Annotated in this window: 15 protein-coding genes; 13 read left to right on the plus strand and 2 right to left on the minus strand. The window is 72.2% G+C overall.

The window, feature by feature from the left end:
- Positions 1-12 precede the first annotated feature (12 nt).
- Positions 13-1,968: a GTP-binding protein gene (locus SM450_RS26775; RefSeq protein WP_474622547.1), complete on the minus strand. Its 1,956-nt coding sequence runs from the start codon at positions 1,966-1,968 to the stop codon at positions 13-15.
- Between the two features lie 256 nt (positions 1,969-2,224).
- Between SM450_RS26775 and SM450_RS26780 the strand changes: the two genes are divergently transcribed.
- The 11 genes from SM450_RS26780 (at position 2,225) to SM450_RS26830 (ending at position 13,300) form a co-directional block, all read left to right on the plus strand.
- On the plus strand, positions 2,225-2,908 hold the full coding sequence (locus tag SM450_RS26780) for a GntR family transcriptional regulator (RefSeq protein WP_474622548.1): 684 nt from the start codon (positions 2,225-2,227) through the stop codon (positions 2,906-2,908).
- Between the two features lie 298 nt (positions 2,909-3,206).
- Positions 3,207-4,067: an ABC transporter permease gene (locus SM450_RS26785; RefSeq protein ID WP_474622549.1), complete on the plus strand. Its 861-nt coding sequence runs from the start codon at positions 3,207-3,209 to the stop codon at positions 4,065-4,067.
- Complete coding sequence (locus tag SM450_RS26790; RefSeq protein ID WP_474622550.1) at positions 4,064-4,852, plus strand: ABC transporter ATP-binding protein; 789 nt, start codon at positions 4,064-4,066, stop codon at positions 4,850-4,852. Before SM450_RS26785 ends, SM450_RS26790 begins: the two co-directional genes overlap by 4 nt.
- An 84-nt stretch (positions 4,853-4,936) precedes the next feature.
- Positions 4,937-5,977 (plus strand): ABC transporter substrate-binding protein, encoded by a 1,041-nt coding sequence (locus tag SM450_RS26795; protein ID WP_474622551.1) that lies wholly within the window; start codon positions 4,937-4,939, stop codon positions 5,975-5,977.
- Positions 5,978-5,985: 8 nt separating this feature from the next.
- Complete coding sequence (locus SM450_RS26800; protein WP_474622552.1) at positions 5,986-7,716, plus strand: CocE/NonD family hydrolase; 1,731 nt, start codon at positions 5,986-5,988, stop codon at positions 7,714-7,716.
- 2 nt (positions 7,717-7,718) lie between these two features.
- On the plus strand, positions 7,719-8,675 hold the full coding sequence (locus tag SM450_RS26805; protein WP_474622553.1) for an amidohydrolase family protein: 957 nt from the start codon (positions 7,719-7,721) through the stop codon (positions 8,673-8,675).
- A gap of 12 nt (positions 8,676-8,687) precedes the next feature.
- Positions 8,688-9,365 (plus strand): cysteine hydrolase family protein, encoded by a 678-nt coding sequence (locus tag SM450_RS26810; RefSeq protein ID WP_474622554.1) that lies wholly within the window; start codon positions 8,688-8,690, stop codon positions 9,363-9,365.
- Complete coding sequence (locus SM450_RS26815; protein WP_474622555.1) at positions 9,362-10,102, plus strand: SDR family NAD(P)-dependent oxidoreductase; 741 nt, start codon at positions 9,362-9,364, stop codon at positions 10,100-10,102. Before SM450_RS26810 ends, SM450_RS26815 begins: the two co-directional genes overlap by 4 nt.
- A complete protein-coding gene (locus SM450_RS26820; protein WP_474622556.1) occupies positions 10,099-11,283 on the plus strand; it encodes a M20 family metallopeptidase in 1,185 nt (394 codons plus the stop codon). The genes SM450_RS26815 and SM450_RS26820 overlap by 4 nt, the downstream gene beginning before the upstream one ends.
- Positions 11,280-12,116: an alpha/beta hydrolase family protein gene (locus SM450_RS26825; protein WP_474622557.1), complete on the plus strand. Its 837-nt coding sequence runs from the start codon at positions 11,280-11,282 to the stop codon at positions 12,114-12,116. The genes SM450_RS26820 and SM450_RS26825 overlap by 4 nt, the downstream gene beginning before the upstream one ends.
- Entirely contained in the window at positions 12,113-13,300 is a 1,188-nt protein-coding gene (locus tag SM450_RS26830) for a dipeptidase (RefSeq protein ID WP_474622558.1), read from the plus strand. Before SM450_RS26825 ends, SM450_RS26830 begins: the two co-directional genes overlap by 4 nt.
- Before the next feature lie 22 nt (positions 13,301-13,322).
- Here the strand turns inward: SM450_RS26830 and SM450_RS26835 are convergent, their stop codons facing one another.
- Positions 13,323-14,093, minus strand: coding sequence for an SDR family NAD(P)-dependent oxidoreductase (locus SM450_RS26835; protein ID WP_474622559.1), 771 nt, complete (start codon positions 14,091-14,093; stop codon positions 13,323-13,325).
- Between the two features lie 144 nt (positions 14,094-14,237).
- On the opposite strand from SM450_RS26835, the gene SM450_RS26840 reads away from it, so the two are divergent.
- Both SM450_RS26840 and SM450_RS26845 read left to right on the plus strand, forming a co-directional pair.
- A complete protein-coding gene (locus tag SM450_RS26840) occupies positions 14,238-15,029 on the plus strand; it encodes a hypothetical protein (RefSeq protein WP_474622560.1) in 792 nt (263 codons plus the stop codon).
- Between the two features lie 110 nt (positions 15,030-15,139).
- Complete coding sequence (locus tag SM450_RS26845) at positions 15,140-18,448, plus strand: BTAD domain-containing putative transcriptional regulator (RefSeq protein ID WP_474622561.1); 3,309 nt, start codon at positions 15,140-15,142, stop codon at positions 18,446-18,448.
- The last annotated feature ends 18 nt before the right edge of the window (positions 18,449-18,466 follow it).

Raw genomic sequence — 18,466 nt, forward strand, 5'->3', positions numbered from 1 at the left:
GTTGCGGCCGGCCTACCGCGGTACGGCCCGGAACCAGGCCTCCCGATCGCCCGGATCGGGTCCGCGCCGGGGCAGCGTGGCGGGCTCCTCGCCGGTGAGCGGCGCGTAGTGGTCGAAGGTGGTGCTCAGCACGGCCTCGCCACCGGTGAGGTCGGGCAGCGCGGCGACCACCTGCGGCACCCGCGCCGACGGCAGGGTGCCGCCCACGTCGAGATACCCGTCGGCGCCGGCGACGTCGTGTACTGCCGCTCCGAGCCGGCCGAGCAGCGCCATCACGGTCTCCACCGCGTGTTGCGGAAGGTTGAGGTCGAACCGCTCGATCGGTTGGCACACCCGGGTACCGGCCTGGCGCAGCGTCTCGGCGACCACGACCGGGGCGAGGTTGCGGAAGTCCGCCGCGACTGTCGAGATGGACTTGTCGAACTTCTGGTGCGGCCTGCTCTGCCGTGGCCAGTACTGGGAGGCCGTCATGGTGACCGTGCAGTCGGTGACCGGCCAGCCGTGCCGGCCGTGCCGGAGCGCGGCCCGTACGCCCTCCTCCGTGGCGGCGACGAACGCCGGCGGGAGCCGGCCGGGTTCGACACCGGGGCGGAACTCGATGCCGTGCCCGACCGGGGCGGCTTCGATGCGCAACCCCAGCCCGGCCAGGTACGGGTTGCCGCGCTCGCGCACCCGCTCGTCGGCTGCTCCGGTGCCGGCGACCCGTTCGATGCAGGCCGTCAGCGTGCCGGAGAACCGCACCCGGACGCCGTACCGGTCCGCCATGAGCGCGGCGAGAACCTCTTTCTGGACCTCGCCGTGCAGGCGGATCACCGCCTCCGCCTGGTGCTCGTCGAGCCGCAGGTCCACAAGGGGATCCTCGTCGGCCAGCTCGGCCAGGCCGGCGAACATCGCCAGGCGCTGCTCCGGTTCGACCGGCTCGACGACCGCCTGCCGGGTCGGCGGCGGGAACCGGTAGGCGTGCCGCCGCGGCGGCTCCCCGATGTGCTGGCCGATCCGGGCCGACAGGCCGCGCACCGCGGCGATCTGCCCGGCGGACGCCGAGGGACGGACCAGGACGCCGGCGGGCTCGATGACGGCGATCTGGGTCACCGTCTCGGGGCGGGCTCCGGCGAGCCGGACCCGGTCCCGGACACGCAGCCGCCCGGACCACAGCCGCAGCCAGGTCCGCCGGCCGTGTCCGTCCCGGTCGACGGCGAAGACGGTGCCGACCGGCGGACCGTCCCGCTGCTCGCCCCGGGGCAGCAGGTCGGCCAGGAGGTGGCACAGTTGCCGCACCCCGGCGCCGGTGATCGCCGAGCCGCACGCCACCGGGCTGAGCGTGCCACGGCGTACCGCGTGCCGGATCGCGCGCCGGACGTCGCGCACGCGCACCGGCCCGTCGGTAAGCCATCGCGCCGCCACCGCGTCGTCGACGTCCGCCACCGCCTCCACCACCGGTTCGGTGTCGAGGCCCACGACCCGCACCCGGGCGTCGGACGTGCCCTGGCCGACGACAGTGGTGAGCATGACCGGCCGCGCCCCGAGCCGCCGGCGGACCTGGGCCACCGCCCGGTCGACGTCGGCGCCGCGCCGGTCCACCTTGTTGAGGAAGAGCATCGTCGGTACGTCGATGCGCCGCAGCGCCCGCCAGATGGCGACGGTCTGCGGCTGCACCCCCTCCACGCTCGACACCACGAGCACGGCGGCGTCCAGCACGGCGAGCGACCGCTCGACCTCCGCGATGAAGTCGGGGTGGCCGGGGGTGTCCAGCAGGTTGATGCCCAGATCACCGATGGTGATCGACGTGACGGCCGCCCGGATGGTGATGCCGCGCCGACGCTCCAACTCCATCGAGTCGGTGCGGGTCGTGCCGGCGTCGACGCTGCCGAGCTTCGACACGGCGCCCGCCTCGTAGAGCAGGCGTTCGGTCAGGCTGGTCTTTCCGGCGTCAACATGGGCGACGATTCCGAGGTTCAACAAGGTCACGGCAGAACTCCACGGTAGGACGGTCCAGGGTCCGAAGCGTGGAATCTGCTCGCATTGTCGCTCCCTCGTCGTGATCGTGCCGGCTGGCGCCCCCTGCATCGGGGCGCGGCGGTGTGCCGCCTTTGAGGCTCGCACGCCCACGGCGACCGCCGCGACCGATTTCGGGCGTCCGTCCACGCGGCGGCCGGGTCGCACCCGACTTTGCCGGGACCCGAACCGCGCCCTGCCGCTCGCGTTCCTCGCCCGAGGCGCAACCGTGTCATCATTCCGTGTGCCCAATCACCGCACGCTCGCCCAGTGTGCCTACGACGAGATCCGGGCGATGATCGTCAACGGTGAGTTGGCGGGTGGTCGCAAGCTCATCGTCCGCATGCTCTCCGAGCGACTCGACCTGTCCGCCACCCCGATCAAGTCGGCGCTCGCCGCCCTCGAACGGGACGGCTTCCTGGTCGCCATCCCGCACCGCGGGTTCTACGTGCCGGAGATCGGGCTGCGCGACATGCGGGAGATCTACGAGTTGCGGGAGGCGCTGGACGGCATCGCGGCGCGCAAGGTGACCGAGGCCGGGGCGGGGGCCGACTTCGTGCGGAACGAGTTGCAGCCGATCCTGGAGCGCCAGCACGAGTGTGTGGCGGCGGGTGACCTGGCCGGGCTGCGTGACCTGGACACCGCCTTCCACCGGGCGATCTGGCATCGGTGTGGCAACGCGCGGCTCGCGCAGGTCACCGACAATCTCGGTGGGCAGAGCCGCCTGGCCTGGCAGTGGCAGGTGGCCGGCGGCATGCTGCGGGCGCTGCGGGAACACCAGCTGATCATGGACGCGATCGTCTCCGGCGATCCGAGCCGGGCGGAGCGTGCCGCACGGTCACACGTGCGGCTGTCCCGGGACGCGTTCGAGAAGGCGGTCCGCGAGCGCGGGCCGGAGGCCATGCCGCGCTGAGCCGGGCCGCTTCACAATCTGGACAGACAGCCCCAAGCGGGCGCACTCCGGCCGACCGATCGTGAACAAATTCTGGTACAGCCGTTGACACCCTGATTTTTTGGATCCAAAATTCGTACACGTCCAGCGGCGAACACTCCTCTGAACAGGAGAAACACAGCCGCTGGCGGCGGACGGGCCGCCTGTGCGGTCCGATTTCGCCTGTCGTCGGGCCGCCGCGCCGCGGCCCTTGGGCGCCGCGTGAGCGCCCGTCGGCTTCCAGTCCGGCGCTACCCGGTGACGTGACCGAGGAGAACCCGTGACCATCACGACGGAACGGACCGCCGACGACACCCGGGCCGGCGACCCACCCGGGCGGACGTCCGGCAATCGCCTCCGGCGGTTCTACAAGTCCCACTCCACCGTGCTGCACACCATCACCACGCTGGTCCTGGGCTGCGTGCTGTGGCAGGTGATCGCCGCGAACACCAGCGCGCTGGTGATCGTGCCGCTCGGCGACATCGGGGCGGCGTTCCGCACCTCGGCGCAGAACGGCGAACTCTGGCTCGACTTCCGCGAGAGCCTGTCCGGTTTCGCCCAGGGCTTCCTCCTGGCCGCCCTGGTCGGCATCCTGATCGGCGTCCTGATGGCGATCAACAAGGTCATCTTCGACTTCCTCGACCCGTGGATGTCGGCGCTCTACTCGACGCCGCTCATCGCCCTGGCGCCGCTCTACATCCTGGTCTTCGGGATCGGGATGACCGCCCGGGTGGCGGTCGTGTTCACCCTGGCGGTCTTCCCCATCGTGCTGAACACGACGGCCGGCATCCGCACCACCGACCCGAACCTGATCGAGACGGCGCGTGCCTTCGGCGCGAGCAAGATGCAGCGGTTCACCAAGATCCTCTTGCCCTGGTCCGTTCCGTTCGTCGTGACCGGCCTGCGGTTGGCCGTCGGCCGTGGGCTCATGGGCGTGGTGGTCGCCGAGTTCTTCGGCTCCACCTCCGGCCTGGGCCATCGGGTCTTCATCTCCTCGCAGAACTTCGACACCGCCGCGGTGTGGATGGGCGTCTTCGTCCTCGCCGCGATCGGCGTGGTGTTCATCCGCGCCATGTACGTCTTGGAGACCCGCATCGCACCGTGGCGGCAGAACGGCAAGAACGGAGGCAAGATCCTGTGACGACGCCGAAGGTCGAAGCGCGCCACCTGTTCAAGACGTTCCACCGGGGCGAGACCCGCACCACCGCCCTCAACGACATCAACCTGACCGTCCGGGCCGGTGAGTTCGTGGCCCTGCTCGGCGCCAGCGGCTGCGGCAAGACCACCCTGCTGCGCATCGTCGACGGTCTGGAGACGGCGAGCGAGGGCCAACTTCTGATCGACGGCCGGCCGCAAAACGCGCCCGGCACCGATCGTGGCTTCGTCTTCCAGCAGGACAATCTCCTGCCCTGGCGGACCGTGCTGCGCAACGTCACCTTCGGGCTGGAGTTGCAGGGGGTCAACCGCCGGACGGCGCAGCAGCAGGCCACCGAATACCTGGAACTGGTCGGGTTGAAGGGTTTCGAGAAGTACTACCCCCACGAGCTCTCCGGCGGCATGCGTCAACGGGTCAACCTGGCCCGGGCGTTCACCATCCGGCCGGACATCCTGCTCATGGACGAGCCGTTCGCCGCACTCGACGCGCAGACCCGCGAGGTGATGCAGACCGAGCTTCTGCGCATGTGGCAGCAGACCGACGGCCGCACGGTCATGTTCGTCACCCACCAGATCGACGAGGCCATCTACCTCGCCGACCGGATCGTCGTGATGACCGCCCGACCCGGGCGCGTCAAAGAGATCATCGAGGTCCCCTTCGCGCGTCCGCGCAGCCTGGACCTGAAGCGGTCGCCCGAGTTCAGCGCCATCTACGACCGCATCTGGAAGACCATCGAGGAGGAGGTCCGCGCCTCGATGGCGATGACCTGACCGGCATCGCCCTGCCCGTGACCGGCGCCCCGCCGGCCGACGGATTCCGCACGCCCTAACACCGTTGTGAAGAAGGGGCAGTACATGCGACCCATCCGCACCATCGCCGCCGTGACCGCGACCGTGCTCGCGCTGACTGGTCTCAGCGCCTGCGGCGGCGAGGACGACTCGGCCTCCACCGGCTCCTCCGCCGGCGACCGCGTGAAGATCAAGCTCGGGCTGAGCGCCATCAACGCCTCGCACCTGTGGGTCGCGGTGGCCCGCGACCAGAAGATTTTCGACAAGTTCGACATCGACTTCGAGCCGGTGGTGTTCCAGGGCGGCGCGGCCCAGGTGCTGCCGTCGGTGCTGGGCGCCTCCACCCAGTTCGGCATCGCCAGCGCCCAGCAGACCATGATCGCCTACCAGAAGGAGTCGAGCCTGGTCATGGTGCTCAACCCGATGAACGGCAGCCCGCTGAGCGTCGTGGGCGGCAAGGGGATCACCTCGGTGAACGATCTCAAAGGTCGCACCATCAGCGTGAACTCGGTCGGTTCCAGCGAGGACTACCACTCGGCGACCGCGTTCCTCGAAGCCAACGGCATCGGCCTGGACGAGGTCAAGTTCGTCACCGGCGGCGCCACGAGCGCCCGGGTGAGCGCGCTCATCTCCGGCGCCGTGGATGTCGTGCTCTGCTCCCCGCCGGACGTGGACCGGCTCACCGCCACCGGTGCCACGGTCATCGGCGCGGCGAACAGCGTGCCGAAGCTGCAGAAGGCGGCCTCGTACGTGATCGTCGGCAAGCGGAGCTGGCTGGACGCCAACCAGGACGCGGCGGCCCGGTTCGCCAAGGGCTACAAGGCCACCCAGGACTTCATGCACGATCCCGCCAACAAGGACGCGGTCACGGCGGTGATCACCAAGGAGCTGAAGGTGGACAAGGCCGCCGCGGAGAAGGTGTGGGACTACTGGATCAACGACTTCACCAAGGACGCCGACCGGTCCGGGGCCATCCACGAGGAGAACCTCGTCCAGACGCTTGAGAACGCCCAGGAAGACAAGATCAAGGATCTCGCCGGGTTCACCGCGGCCGAACTGCCCAAGCTCTACGACAACCAGTACGCCGAGACATCGGCCGGGAAGTGAGGGGCGGCATGGACACCGACCGGACCGTCCTGCGGGACGGCATGCGGATCAGCTTCGACGTGCCCATCGAGATGGACGACGGCCTGGTGCTCTACGCCGACGTGTTCGCTCCGGAGGCCGAGGGCCGTTACCCGGTGCTGATGACCATGGGCCCGTACGCCAAGGGCCTGGCCTTCCAGGAGGGCTGGAAGTTCAACTGGGACAAGCTGGTCCGGGACTTTCCCGAAGTGGCCGAGGGAACCTCGAACGCGTACGCCAACTGGGAGACCGTCGACCCGGAGAAGTGGGTGCCGGACGGCTACGTCTGCGTCCGGGTGGACTCCCGCGGCGCCGGGCGTTCGGCAGGCGTGCTGGATCCGTGGTCGCCCCGGGAGACCAGGGACTTCTACGAGTGCATCGAATGGGCCGGGGTGCAGCCCTGGTCGAACGGCAAGGTGGGGCTCAGCGGCATCTCCTACTACGCCATGAACCAGTGGCACGTCGCCGCGTTGCAACCCCCGCACCTGACCGCGATGCTCGTCCAGGAGGGCGCCGCCGACTTCTACCGCGAGTTCTGCCGGCACGGCGGCATCCTCAGCCGCTTCCTCGGCGGGTGGTTCCAGGGTCTGATCAAGCAGGTGCAGCACGGTCTCGGCGACAACGGCCCGGTCAGCCGGGTGACAGGCGAGCCGGTCGCCGGCCCGGAGACGCTCACCCCGGAGGAACTGGCCCGGAACCGGGTCGACCCGTACGAGACGGCGGTCGAGCACCCGTTGATCGACTCGTTCTCCACCGACCGCACCGCTGACCTGTCGAAGGTCGTCACGCCGTTCCTGTCCTGCGGCAACTGGGGCGGGCAGGGCCTGCACCCGCGCGGCAACATCGAGGGCTACCTGGGCGCCGCGTCGACGCAGAAGTGGCTGGAGATGCACGGCGACACGCACTCGTCGGGCTTCTACACCGACTACGGCGTGGCCCTGCAGAAGCGGTTCTTCGGACACTTCCTTAAGGGCGCCGACACCGGATGGGAGAAGCAGCCACAGGTGGCGCTGCGCGTGCGCCACCCGGGCGAGGTGTTCGTCGACCGCGGCGAGCAGGAGTGGCCGCTGGCCCGGACGCGGTGGACGAAGTTCTACCTGAACGCCGGGGACCGCACCCTGGGCGCCGACTTCATCCCAGGCGACGCGGTCAGCTACCCGACGACAGGCGACGGGGTCACCTTCCTGAGCGCGCCGCTGGCCGAGCAGACCGAGATCACCGGGCCGGTGGCGGCCAAGCTGTTCCTCTCCTCGGACACCGCCGACGCCGACGTGTTCGCCTGCCTCCAGGTCTTCGACCCGGACGGCAACGAGATCACCTTCCAGGGCTCCAACGATCCACGTACGCCGATCGGGCTGGGCTGGCTGCGCGCCTCGCACCGCAAGCTGGACCCGCGACGCTCGTTGCCGTACCGGCCGTGGCACACCCACGACGAGATCCAGCCGCTGACCCCCGGTGAGCCGGTCGAGCTGGACATCGAGATCTGGCCAACCTGCCTGGTGATCCCGCCCGGCTGCCGGATCGGTCTGCTGATCCGTGGGCGCGACTACGACAACGGGGCCGAGGCCACGCCCGGCGCCCGCTACCCGCTGCGCGGCATCGGACCGTTCCGCCACGACGACGAGCGGGACCGCCCGGCGGACGTCTTCGGCGGGACCAACGTCCTGCACTTCGCCGACGGGCAGGAGTCGTACCTGCTCCTCCCGGTCATCCCGCAGTAGCCGTGATCGTCGACCTGCACAGTCACTACCTCCCGCCGTCGGCCGTCGGGTCGGGCTCGCCGGGCCCGGCCACGGGGCAGACAGTCCTGAGCTTCGACGGCGCCGACTACCAGGTGCCGCAGGCGTTGTTGAACGCGGAGCAGCAGGTCACCGACGCGCAGCGGCAGGGGCTCGACCGTCGGGTCCTGCTCGTTCCCCCGTTCGCCGTCCGGTACGAACTCGCGCCACGTGCCGGCGTGGACTGGTCCCGCCGGCTCAACGACGGCATCGCCGACGCCGTCCAGGCGTACCCCCGGCACCTGATCGGATTCGCGGTGGTGCCCCTACAGGCCGGCGGGGAGGCCGCCGCGGCGGAACTCGTCGCGGCCGTCCGGGGTCAGGGCATGTCCGGGGTCGAGGTGCTGACGAGTGTCGGCGGCGAGCCCATCGACGCACCGGAACTGGAACCGTTCTGGGCCGCCGCCGCCGAACTCGGCGTCCCGGTCTTCGTCCACCCGCACTTCGTCTCCGGCGCCGCCCGGATGTCCCGCTTCCACCTGCGCAACCTGGTCGGCAATCCGACCGAGACGGCGCTCACCGGAGCGCAGATGCTCTTCGGTGGGCTGCTCGACCGGCACCCCGCGCTGACGGTCGTGCTCGCCCACGGTGGCGGCGCCCTGCCCCACCTGGTCGGCCGGCTCGAACACGGACACCGGCACCGCGCCGAACTCGCCGACCTGCCGACCGGACCGCGCGCCCAACTCCGTCGTTTCCACTACGACTCGGTGGTCTTCGACCCGACCGTGCTGCGCCATGTCGGGGAGATCGTCGGCTTCGACCGCCTCGTCGTGGGCAGCGACTACCCCTTCGACATGGCCGACGGGGACCCGGTCGGGTTCGTCGCCTCGGCGGACCTGCCCCACCCCGTCACCGAGACCGTCCTGCACGCCGCTGCCCGGGTTCTGCCCGGCTTGACCTGAGAGGAGCCACACGTGGCACTACCGCCCGAGGTGGCCGACCGCATCACCGTGCGGGACACCGCGCTGCTCGTCATCGACATGCAACGGCGACACCTGGACGTGGAGGGTGTCGGCTACCACACGCTCCCGCCGGAGAAGGCGCGCGAGGTCACGGCGCGCACCGGCGAGGCGCTCACCGTCGCCCGGGCCGCCGGTATGCCCGTGGTGCACGTGGCGACCTGGAAGAAGGCGGCCGGGCTGGACGCGCCACGCCAGCACCGGAATCCGTTCATGGCCTGGCAGAACGGCAAGCCGATCGTCGGCGCGTCGTTCCTGCGGCAGGACGGCAAGTGCGTCGAGGGCAGCCCGTACGCCGAGTTCATGCCGGCCACCGAGCCGCTGGCGTCCGAGCCGGTGGTGGTCAAGCACCGCTACAGCGGTTTCTACGCCACCGAACTCGAACTCGTGCTGCGGGAACTCGGCGTCCGCACCCTCGTGGTCGCCGGCGTGAACACCAACAACTGCGTCCTGCACACCTCCTTCGACGCGCAGGCCCGTGACTTCGGGGTGGTGCTGCTCTCCGACTGCTGCGGCAGCATGAACGGCGACGAGTTGCACCGCATGGGGTTGCGCCAGATCGAGACGTCGGTCGGGTGGTTGTCCACGGTGGATGAACTGACCGGCCTCCTGGGCGTGGCGGTGGCGTCGTGAGCGGCCGGCTCGCCGGCCGGACCGCGCTGATCACCGGCGCGGGGCGGGGCTTCGGCCGCGCCATCGCGGAGGCGTTCCTCGACGAGGGCGCAGCCGTGGCGCTGCACCACCACCGCACACCGGTGACGGACCTGACCGACAGGTTCCCCGACCGGGCCTCGGCGCTGCGGGCCGACCTCACCGACCCGGAGGCCACCCGGCAACTCGCCGCGGATGCGCTTGCCGCCCTCGGCTCGGTGGAGATCCTGGTCAACAACGCCGGCGTGATGGCGGTCGGCTCGTTCGCCGAATCCACCGAGAAGCAGTGGGCCACCGACATCGGCCTGAACATCTGGGCGCCGCTGCGGGTCACCCATGCCCTGCTGCCGTCGATGATCGCCCAGGGCCACGGCAAGATCATCAACATTTCGTCCCAGCTCGCCCTGCGCCCCTGGGACCGTGGCGCCGTCTACGCCGGGACCAAGGGTTTCCTGCTGAGCTGGACCAAGTCACTGGCCGCGGAGGCCGGACCGCACGGTGTCACGGTCAACGCGATCGGGCCCGGCTCCATCGTCACCGACATGAACAAGGACATCTTTCCCGACCCCGCGGCCGAACAGGCGAAGGCCGCCGAACTGCCGCTGCGCCGGCTGGGCACACCCGCCGACGTGGCAGGCGTGGCGGTGTTCCTGGCATCGGCGGCCGGCGACTTCATGACCGGTCAGATGCTCGGCATCAACGGCGGGAGCCAGATGTGAACACCAATCTGCCCAGTCCCGGGCGCGCGGCCGACGTCGACCTCGGCAAGGTCCGGCGGTGGCTGGCGGAGAACGCCGACGACCTGCTGGCCGACCTGGCCGCGTACGTGTCACTGGAGACGCCGAGCGACAGCAAGCCGCACCTGGACGAGGGCCTGCGGTGGCTCACCGACCAGGTGACCGCGACGCTCGGCCCGCCGGAGTCGTCGACCCGGCACGACGGCGGCGCCCTCGGCGACACGCTCGTCGCCGACTTCCCCGGCCTCGGACCGCGACGGCTGCTGCTGCTCTGCCACTACGACACCGTGTGGAGCGCCGGCACGCTCGCCGACTGGCCGTACTCCCGGTCCGGGCCGACCGCCACCGGGCCGGGCATCTTCGACATGAAGGCCGGCCTCATCCAGGGCCTCTGGGCGATCCGGGCGCTCGACGCGGTCGGACTGCCCCGGCCGCCCCTGCGGATCGTCCTCAACGGCGACGAAGAGCTGGGCAGTGTCTTCTCCCGCCCGACGGTGGAGGCGTCCGCGGACGGGGTCGACGCCGCCCTGGTGCTGGAGCCGGGCGTGCACGGTGCGGTGAAGACCGCCCGGAAGGGTGTCGGCATCTTCCGGATCGAGGTGGACGGCGTGGAGGCGCACGCGGGCCTCGACCCCGAACGCGGGGTGAGCGCCATCGACGAGATGGCCCGCGTCGTCCTGCGGCTGCGCGCGCTCGAAGACCTCGACCGGGGAACCAGCGTCAACATCGGCACCGTGACCGGGGGCTCCCGGACCAACGTGATCGCCGGGCGGGCCCGCGCGATGCTCGACGTCCGGGTGACCACACCTGAGGAGGCGGCCCGGATCGAGACCGCGGTCGCCGCCCTGCGGCCGACGCACGAGAAGCTCACCGTCCGGATCAGCGGCGGCTGGAACCGGCCGCCGATGCCCCGCACACCCGGCATCGCGGCGATGTACGACCTGGCCCGGGCGCTTGCCGCCGGGAGCGGGGAGGACCTCGGCGAGTGCGCGGCCGGCGGCGGCAGCGACGCCAACTTCCTGGCCGCGCTCGGACTGCCCGTGCTGGACGGGATCGGCGCCGTCGGCGACGGCGCGCACGCCCGCGGCGAACACATCCTGGTCGAGCCGACGATCGCCCGGACCGCGCTGGTGGCCGGCCTGATCTGTCTGTTCGCGCAGTGACCGGGGCGACGCCGCGCGGCGAACTGGTGAGCATCCCCACCGACACCACCCCACTCGACGGCCTCCTGTACGAACCGGAGGGCGGCGCCCGCGCCGGGGCAGTGATCTTCTTCCACGGCAACACGATGAACTTCTACGTCGGACCGCCCCGGTTCCTGCCACCCACGCTGATCTCCATGGGATTCACCTGCCTGACCTTCAACAGGCGTTCCCACGACGTGCTGAGCGTCCGCGGGGACAAGGAGCGGATGGAGGGCGGCGCCTTCCAGACCACCGCCGAGGCGCTTGCCGACCACACGACCGCCGCGCACTGGCTGGCCGGACGGGGATATCCCGCGCCCGTCGTGATCGGGCACAGCAACGGCGGCATGATGGCCGCGCCGCACGTCGCCGAGCGGCCCGACACACCCGCCCTCGTGTTGCTCTCCGCCGGACGCGGCGGCCCGGCACGGACCCAGCGGGACGGATTGCTCGCCGGATCACGGCTGCCCGAGATGCGCCGCCGGGCCGAGGCGATGGCGGCGGCCGGGCGCGGCGACGAGCTGATGCTGATGCCCGGCTGGTGGTACGTGATCACCGCGCGCAGCTTCCTCGACCGGATCACCACCGTGCCGGACCTGCTGGCGTACGCGCCGGCGATCACCTGCCCGACGCTCTACCTGCGCGGTGACGCGGAGCCCGAGGCGACATTCCCCGGCGGCCGGTTCCGGGAACTGACCGCGGGTCCGTGCGAATCGGTGGTGGTGCCCGGATGCGACCACTTCTACAACGGACGCGAGGCCCAGGTGACCACGATCGTCGCCGACTTCCTTCACCGATGGGTGTCACCATGACCTACGACGGCTACCAGCCCTTCTCCTTCCTGCGACCGGGCGTGGACTATCCGCGGATCGAACTGGCCCCGACCTTCGGCCGGGTCCCGGCGTACGACCTCGGCCTCACCCCCGACCAGGCGGAGCGCGCGGCCCGGCTGCTGCGCGACAACATCGTGATCAGCCTGCACGAGCACCCCCAGAACTTTCCCGCCGACATGGATCGGCTCGGCGAGTACAACCGGGCCGGACGCCAGTTCACCAGCTACGAGGGGCTGGCCGCGTCCGGGCTCACCGCGGTGTTCGACAACCTGATGGACGGCACCGGCTGCATCGTCAGCCACACCGGCTGGAGCTGGGAGGACACCGTCTACGACATCGGCATGCGCCGGGCCGACCTCGCCAAGCAGTCGTACGCCCACGTCGTGCACGACCTCAGCGACATCGAACGGGCCCACCGGGACGGGACCGTCGGCATCGTCCTGTCGCTGGAGGCCGCCACCCCGATCGAGAACCAGGTCGACCGGATCGACATCCTCTACGGGCTCGGCATCCGGCAGATGGGCATCGCCTACTCGGAGGCCAACACGCTCGGTGGCGGTCTCAAGGAGCGGCGCGACGGCGGGCTGACCGCCTTCGGCCGGCGCGCGGTGGAACGGATGAACCGCCTCGGCATCGCCATCGACATCTCGCACTCCGGCGACCGCACCTGCCTGGACACCATCGCCGAGTCCGCCGCGCCGGTGCTGATCACCCACGCCGGCGCCCGTGCGGTGTGGCCGACCTCCCGGATGAAACCCGACGAGGTCCTGGTGGCCTGCGCCGAACGCGGCGGGTTGATCGGCATCGAGGCCGCGCCGCACACCACAATCTCCGCCGCCCACCCGCGGCACGACATCAACTCGGTGATGGACCACTTCCGCTACTGCGTCGACCTGATCGGCGTCGAACACGTCACCTTCGGCCCGGACACCCTGTACGGCGATCACGTCGCGCTGCACCGGGAACTGGCCCGGACGCCCGGGTTCACGGAACCGCCGCTCGTCGCGCCGTTCGAGCCGGTCGAGTACGTCGCCGGGGTGGAGAACCCGACCGAGGGCCTCGCCAACATCATCGGCTGGCTGGTCCGCGAGGGCTACTCCGACTCCGACATCACGGCCGTCACCGGCGGCAACGTGCTGCGGGTGCTCGAACAGACCTGGTGACCCGGCCGAGCCGCCGCGAGCGTCAGGCGGGCAACCCGACGCCGGTGAGGGCCGCGCACCGCACGAGCAGCTCGTCCCCCACCGGGTCGATCCGCCCGCGCTCCGGTCGCCAGTCGCGCTCACTCACGTAACGCCCGCTGACCAGGGCGTCCGGGTCGGTGCCCACGGCGAGCCGCACCTGGGCCCGCGCGGCGTCGTCGGGGCTCGTCGGCGCGGCGTCGCCACCCATCCTGGTGCGTACCCAGCCGGGGTCGACCGCGTTGCTCAGGACGCCGGGCCACCGTCGGGCCACGGCGAACGCGAGCGCCAGGTCCAGCAGCTTCGAGGTGGAGTACGCCTCGACCCCGTTCCAGGGACGCGCGTCGTACCGCAGGTCGGTCAGGTCGGACACACCGTCGGCGGCCATCGCCGACGACACGAACACCAGCCGCCCGGGCCGGGGCAACAGGGCCGTCAACAGGTACGGCGCGAGCACGTTGACCTGGAACGTCGACTCCAGCCCGTCCCGGGTCAACTCCCGTGCCGGGGCGTCCAGCCGGGCGATCCCCGCGTTGTGCACAACGGCGTCAAGCGGGCCGAACCCGGACAGCGACCTGGCGAGCGCCGTGGTCTCCTCGATCGAACCCAGGTCGCCGACCACGATGGCCTCCGCCGCCGGAAGCGCCGCCTTGGCGACCGCCGCCCGCTCCTCGTCGCGGGCGTGCAGCACCACCCGATGCCCCCGGGCGAGTAGTTGCGCCGCGGTCCGCCGGCCGATGCCGTCCACCGAGCCGGTGACCAGAATGCTGCCCATGTCGTTTCCTCCGTCGTCGTGCGGCCCACCCCGGCGCCGCGTGGAACTCGGCGGGAAAGCTCTCCCGGACAGCTTGGTGGCGGCTAAACGCGCGCCCGGCCAGGCGCCAAGTCGGGCCCAAGTGGCGCCTGCTGTGCTGCGTCCATGAAGAAACTTCTCGCCGCCGGCCTGGCGCTCACCGTCAGCGCCGGGCTTGTCGCGGTCACGGCCGGAACCGCGCTCGCCCGGCCCTACTGCGACGTACCCAGTCCGCCGCCCGCCTGTGACGACAGCCCGACGGAGCCGCCACCGCCTCCGGTGGGCAGCGACAAGTACCCGATGGGCGCGCTGGAGTCAGCGGAGTACATCGGCGGGGCGGTGCGGGTCAGCGGCTGGGCCAGCGACCCCAACGGCGGCCCGGTGCGGGTGACGGTGGGGACCGACGTGCCACCCGCGGTGACCCGCCCGGCGGACCTGTGGCACGCCGGACGGGGCGCCTTCGTCGGCTTCTCCTTCACGGTGCCCAGTTCGGCAGCGGCCGGGACGCACCGGTTCTGTGTCACCGCGAACAACGTGCCCGACGGCAGTCAACCGGTGCCCGAGGTCGCCCCGCTGTCCTGCCCGCAGTACACCGTCAAGCCGGTGCCGCCCGGTGACCTGACGCTGACCCCCGGGTACCACGCGGGCGAGCGCACCCTGGACGTCACCTTCACCGACGACTCGGTCCGGGAGGACAACTACCGGATCGACCTGAGCTGGTTGCGGACCACGCCGGGCGAGGACTACCCGACCACCGAGGTCGGCAGCGCCCGGGCGACCGTCCCCGGCACGTCGGACACCGGCCGGCGCACCTGGCACTTCACCGGCATGCCCCAGGCCTTCGTGCACGTCGTGGTGGTCGGGAACGAGGCCGGCCTGACGTCCGACGCGCTCACCGGGGGCGTCTCCACCCGCTGACCGGCGGCGTCTCCACCCGCTGACCGGCGGCGGGCCGGAACCCGAGCGGACCGGCCGGGACCGTCGAACGTGGGATCTGCCGGGCCGGCCCGCCCGACTAGGGTCGCAGCGTGACGACGATCGGCGTGTTCGGTCCGGTGCGGGCCGCCCGCGGCGACGCCACGATCAGCCTCGGCGCGCCCCGGCAACGGGCGGTGCTGGCCCGGCTCGTCGCCGGCGGCGGCCACGCGGTGTCGGTCGACCGGCTCGTCGAGGACCTCTGGTCGGGAGACCCACCGCCACGCGCCCAGGCGGCGCTTCAGGTGTACGTGTCGAACCTGCGGCGGGCGCTGGAACCGGACCGCCCGCCGCGCACCCCGGCCCGGGTCCTCGTCACCGCCGCCCCCGGATACGCCCTGCGGCTGCCGACCTCGGACGTGGACGCCTGGCGGTTCGAGGCGGCGCTGCGGGCGGTCACGCCGGACGCCGGGCGGCGGCCCGACGCCGCGGTCGACGGCCTCGACGCGGCGCTTGCCTGCTGGCACGAGGGCACCCCGTACGCCGAGTTCGGCGGGGAGCCGTGGGCGGAGCGGGAGAGCGAGCGGCTGGCCCAGCTCCGGCTGAGCGCCGTCGAGCAGCGGGCTAAACTCCTGCTCGACCTGAACCGGCCGGACGAGGTCGTCCGCGACCTCGACCCGCACGTGCGCGAGCACCCGCTGCGGGAACGCGGCGCCATGCTGCTCGCGGTCGCGCTCTACCGACTCGGGCGGCAGGCCGACGCGCTCGACGTGCTGCGCGCCGTCCGTGCCACGTTGGCCGAGCAGTTGGGCATCGATCCCAGCCGCGAGCTGCGGACGCTGGAGACGGATCTGCTGCGCCAGAGCCCGCGTCTGGAGGCCACCGCTGCCGCGCCGGCGGCCACGTCCCGGCCCGCCGCCACCGCCCCGGCACCCGCGACGCACCCGTTGGGCCGCGAGACCGAACTGGCCCGACTGCGGGCCGCGGCTGCCCGCGCCACCGGATCCGGTCTCGGCATCTGCTGGGTCGGCGCCGACGCGGGGGCAGGCAAGTCGACGCTTGCACAGCAGCTCGCCGGCTCCCTCGCCGCCGACGGCTGGCAGCCGGTCGTCGGGAACTGCCCACAGGTCGAGGGCGCACCGCCGGCCTGGGCCTGGCGCGAGGTGGTCACCGCCGCCCGCCGGCTCCTCCCCCTCGACGAGGCCGAGGCACACGGCCTGCGTCTGCTGCTGGACACCGACACGCCCGGCAGCGCGCACGGCGGGTACGACGAGTTCCACCTCCGCCTGGCGCTGGCCGCCTACCTGGCCCGGCTGGCCGGCCGGGCGCCCCTGCTGCTGGTGATCGAGGACGTGCACCGCGCCGACGGGGAGACGCTGCGGATCCTCCGGCACCTCGCCGCCGCCCTCGCCGAGGCGCCGGCGCTCGTCGTCGCGACGTACCGGCCGGACGAGGTCACCGACGACCTGGTGGGGGCGCGGGCGGCGCTGGCGGGGGTGCCGGCGGTCGACCTCGAACTCGGCGGCCTGGACACGGACGCCGTCGCCGAGCTGCTGCGTCGTCACGGTGTGGACAGCGCCGATCCGGAACTGCCGCACACGGTCGGGACACGCTCGGGCGGTAATCCCCTGCTCACCATCGAGCTGGCCAAACTGGTCGCGGCCGAGGGGCCGGCGGCGGCGCTCGACGGCGTGCCCGCCGGACTCGGCCACGTGCTGGCCCGCCGACTGGCACGGCTGCCGGCCGGCGCCCGCACCGTGCTGCGGCACGCGGCGGTCTGCGGCCCGGAGGCCGACGTCGACATCCTGCTCGCGATCGAGGGCGGCCCGGAGGAGCCGATCCTCGACGGCCTGGAAGCGGGCGTGACCGCGGGCCTGCTCGTCGAGCCCGCGCCGGGCCGGGTGCGGTTCGCCCACGCGCTGATGCGTGACGCGCTCTACCACAGCGTTCCCCTGCTGCGCCGTACCCGGATCCACAGCCGCATCCTCGCCGTGCTGCGCGAGCAGCGCGCCGACGACGTGGCGGCGCTGGGCCGGCACGCGCTCGCGGCCCTCACCCGGTCCACCGCCGCGGAGGCGGTCGTCCACCTCACCGCTGCCGCCCGCCGCGCCGGCGACCTCGGCGCGCCACGGGAGGCCGCCGCGCTCTGGGCCGGCGCGCTGCGCGCCGCCGACCTGGCCCCGGCCACCGCCGTCCGGACACGTCTGGACCTGCACCGTGAACTGGCCGCCGCCAGCGCGCTCGCCGGGGACGTGCTCACCGCCCGCGCCGCCCGCGCGCAGGCGCTGCGGCTGGCCGCCGACCTCGGCGATCAGGAGGCCGTGCACGCCGCGCTCACCTGCATCGACGCCCCGGTCACCTGGACCATCAGACCCGACCGGATGGTCGACGAGCCGCTGGTGCGGCTGCTGGAACGGGAGCTGACCCGGGTCGGCCAGGACCGTCCGACGCTGCGCTCACAACTGCTGAGCACACTCGCGTTCGAGATCGAGGGCGCCGACCTGGACCGCGCCGGCGAGGTCACCCGGGAGGCCGTTACGCTGGCCCGCCGCCAGAGCGACCCGGGCGTGCTCTGCCGCGCGCTCAACGCCCGCTACTTCGTCACCGTCGCTCCGGCGCACCGCGCCGAACTGCCCACGGTGGGCCGGGAACTGCTCGCGGCGGCCGAAGCGGCGGGGCTGACCGCGTACCGCTGCCAGGCCCACCACATCCTCTACCAGGCGGCGCTCGCCGACGCCGACTTCGACCGGGCCCGCCACCACGTCGACCGCGCCGTGGCGGAGGCGACCACCGGGCAGCTCGGCCTGATCCTCGCCGTCATGGGCTGGTTCACCGGCCTGCGCGCCCTGTTCCGGGGCGACCTGGACGAGGCGTCCCGACGCTACGCGGAGGTCAGTGACCGGATGAGCCGCATCGGCGGCCCGAACGCGGCGGCGATGGGCCTGATGGGCCGTTTCACCGTGCTGAGCGTGGCCGGACGCGGACACGAGGTGATCGACGAGCTTCGACAGGTGTACGCGCGGGTGCCGGACGACGCCCACGACGTGCTGGCCCACGCCCTGCTCTCCGCGGGTGACCACGACGCGGCCCGGGCGGTGTGGCGGCCGGACGCGCCGGTGCGCCCGGACTACCTGTGGCTGTACTGGATGACCCTGCGCGGTCAGGTCGCGGCCCGGCTCGGCGACCGCCCGGCCGCCCGGCGCTGCTACCGGGAGCTGACGCCGTGGGCCGGGCGCTTCGCCGGGCTGGAGTGCGGGTCGATCTCGCTCGGCCCGGTGGACCAGACCCTCGCCGAACTCGCCGCCGCGCTCGGCGAACCGGCGGTCGCCACCGCGCACCGGGACGCCGGGCTGCGGCTGGCCCGCGCCGTCGACGCGGTGCCGTGGCGCGACGACTCGGCCTACGTGGTGGCGCCGGCCTGAGCCGGTCCACCGGCCCGC

This window comes from Micromonospora marincola, assembly GCF_056150385.1.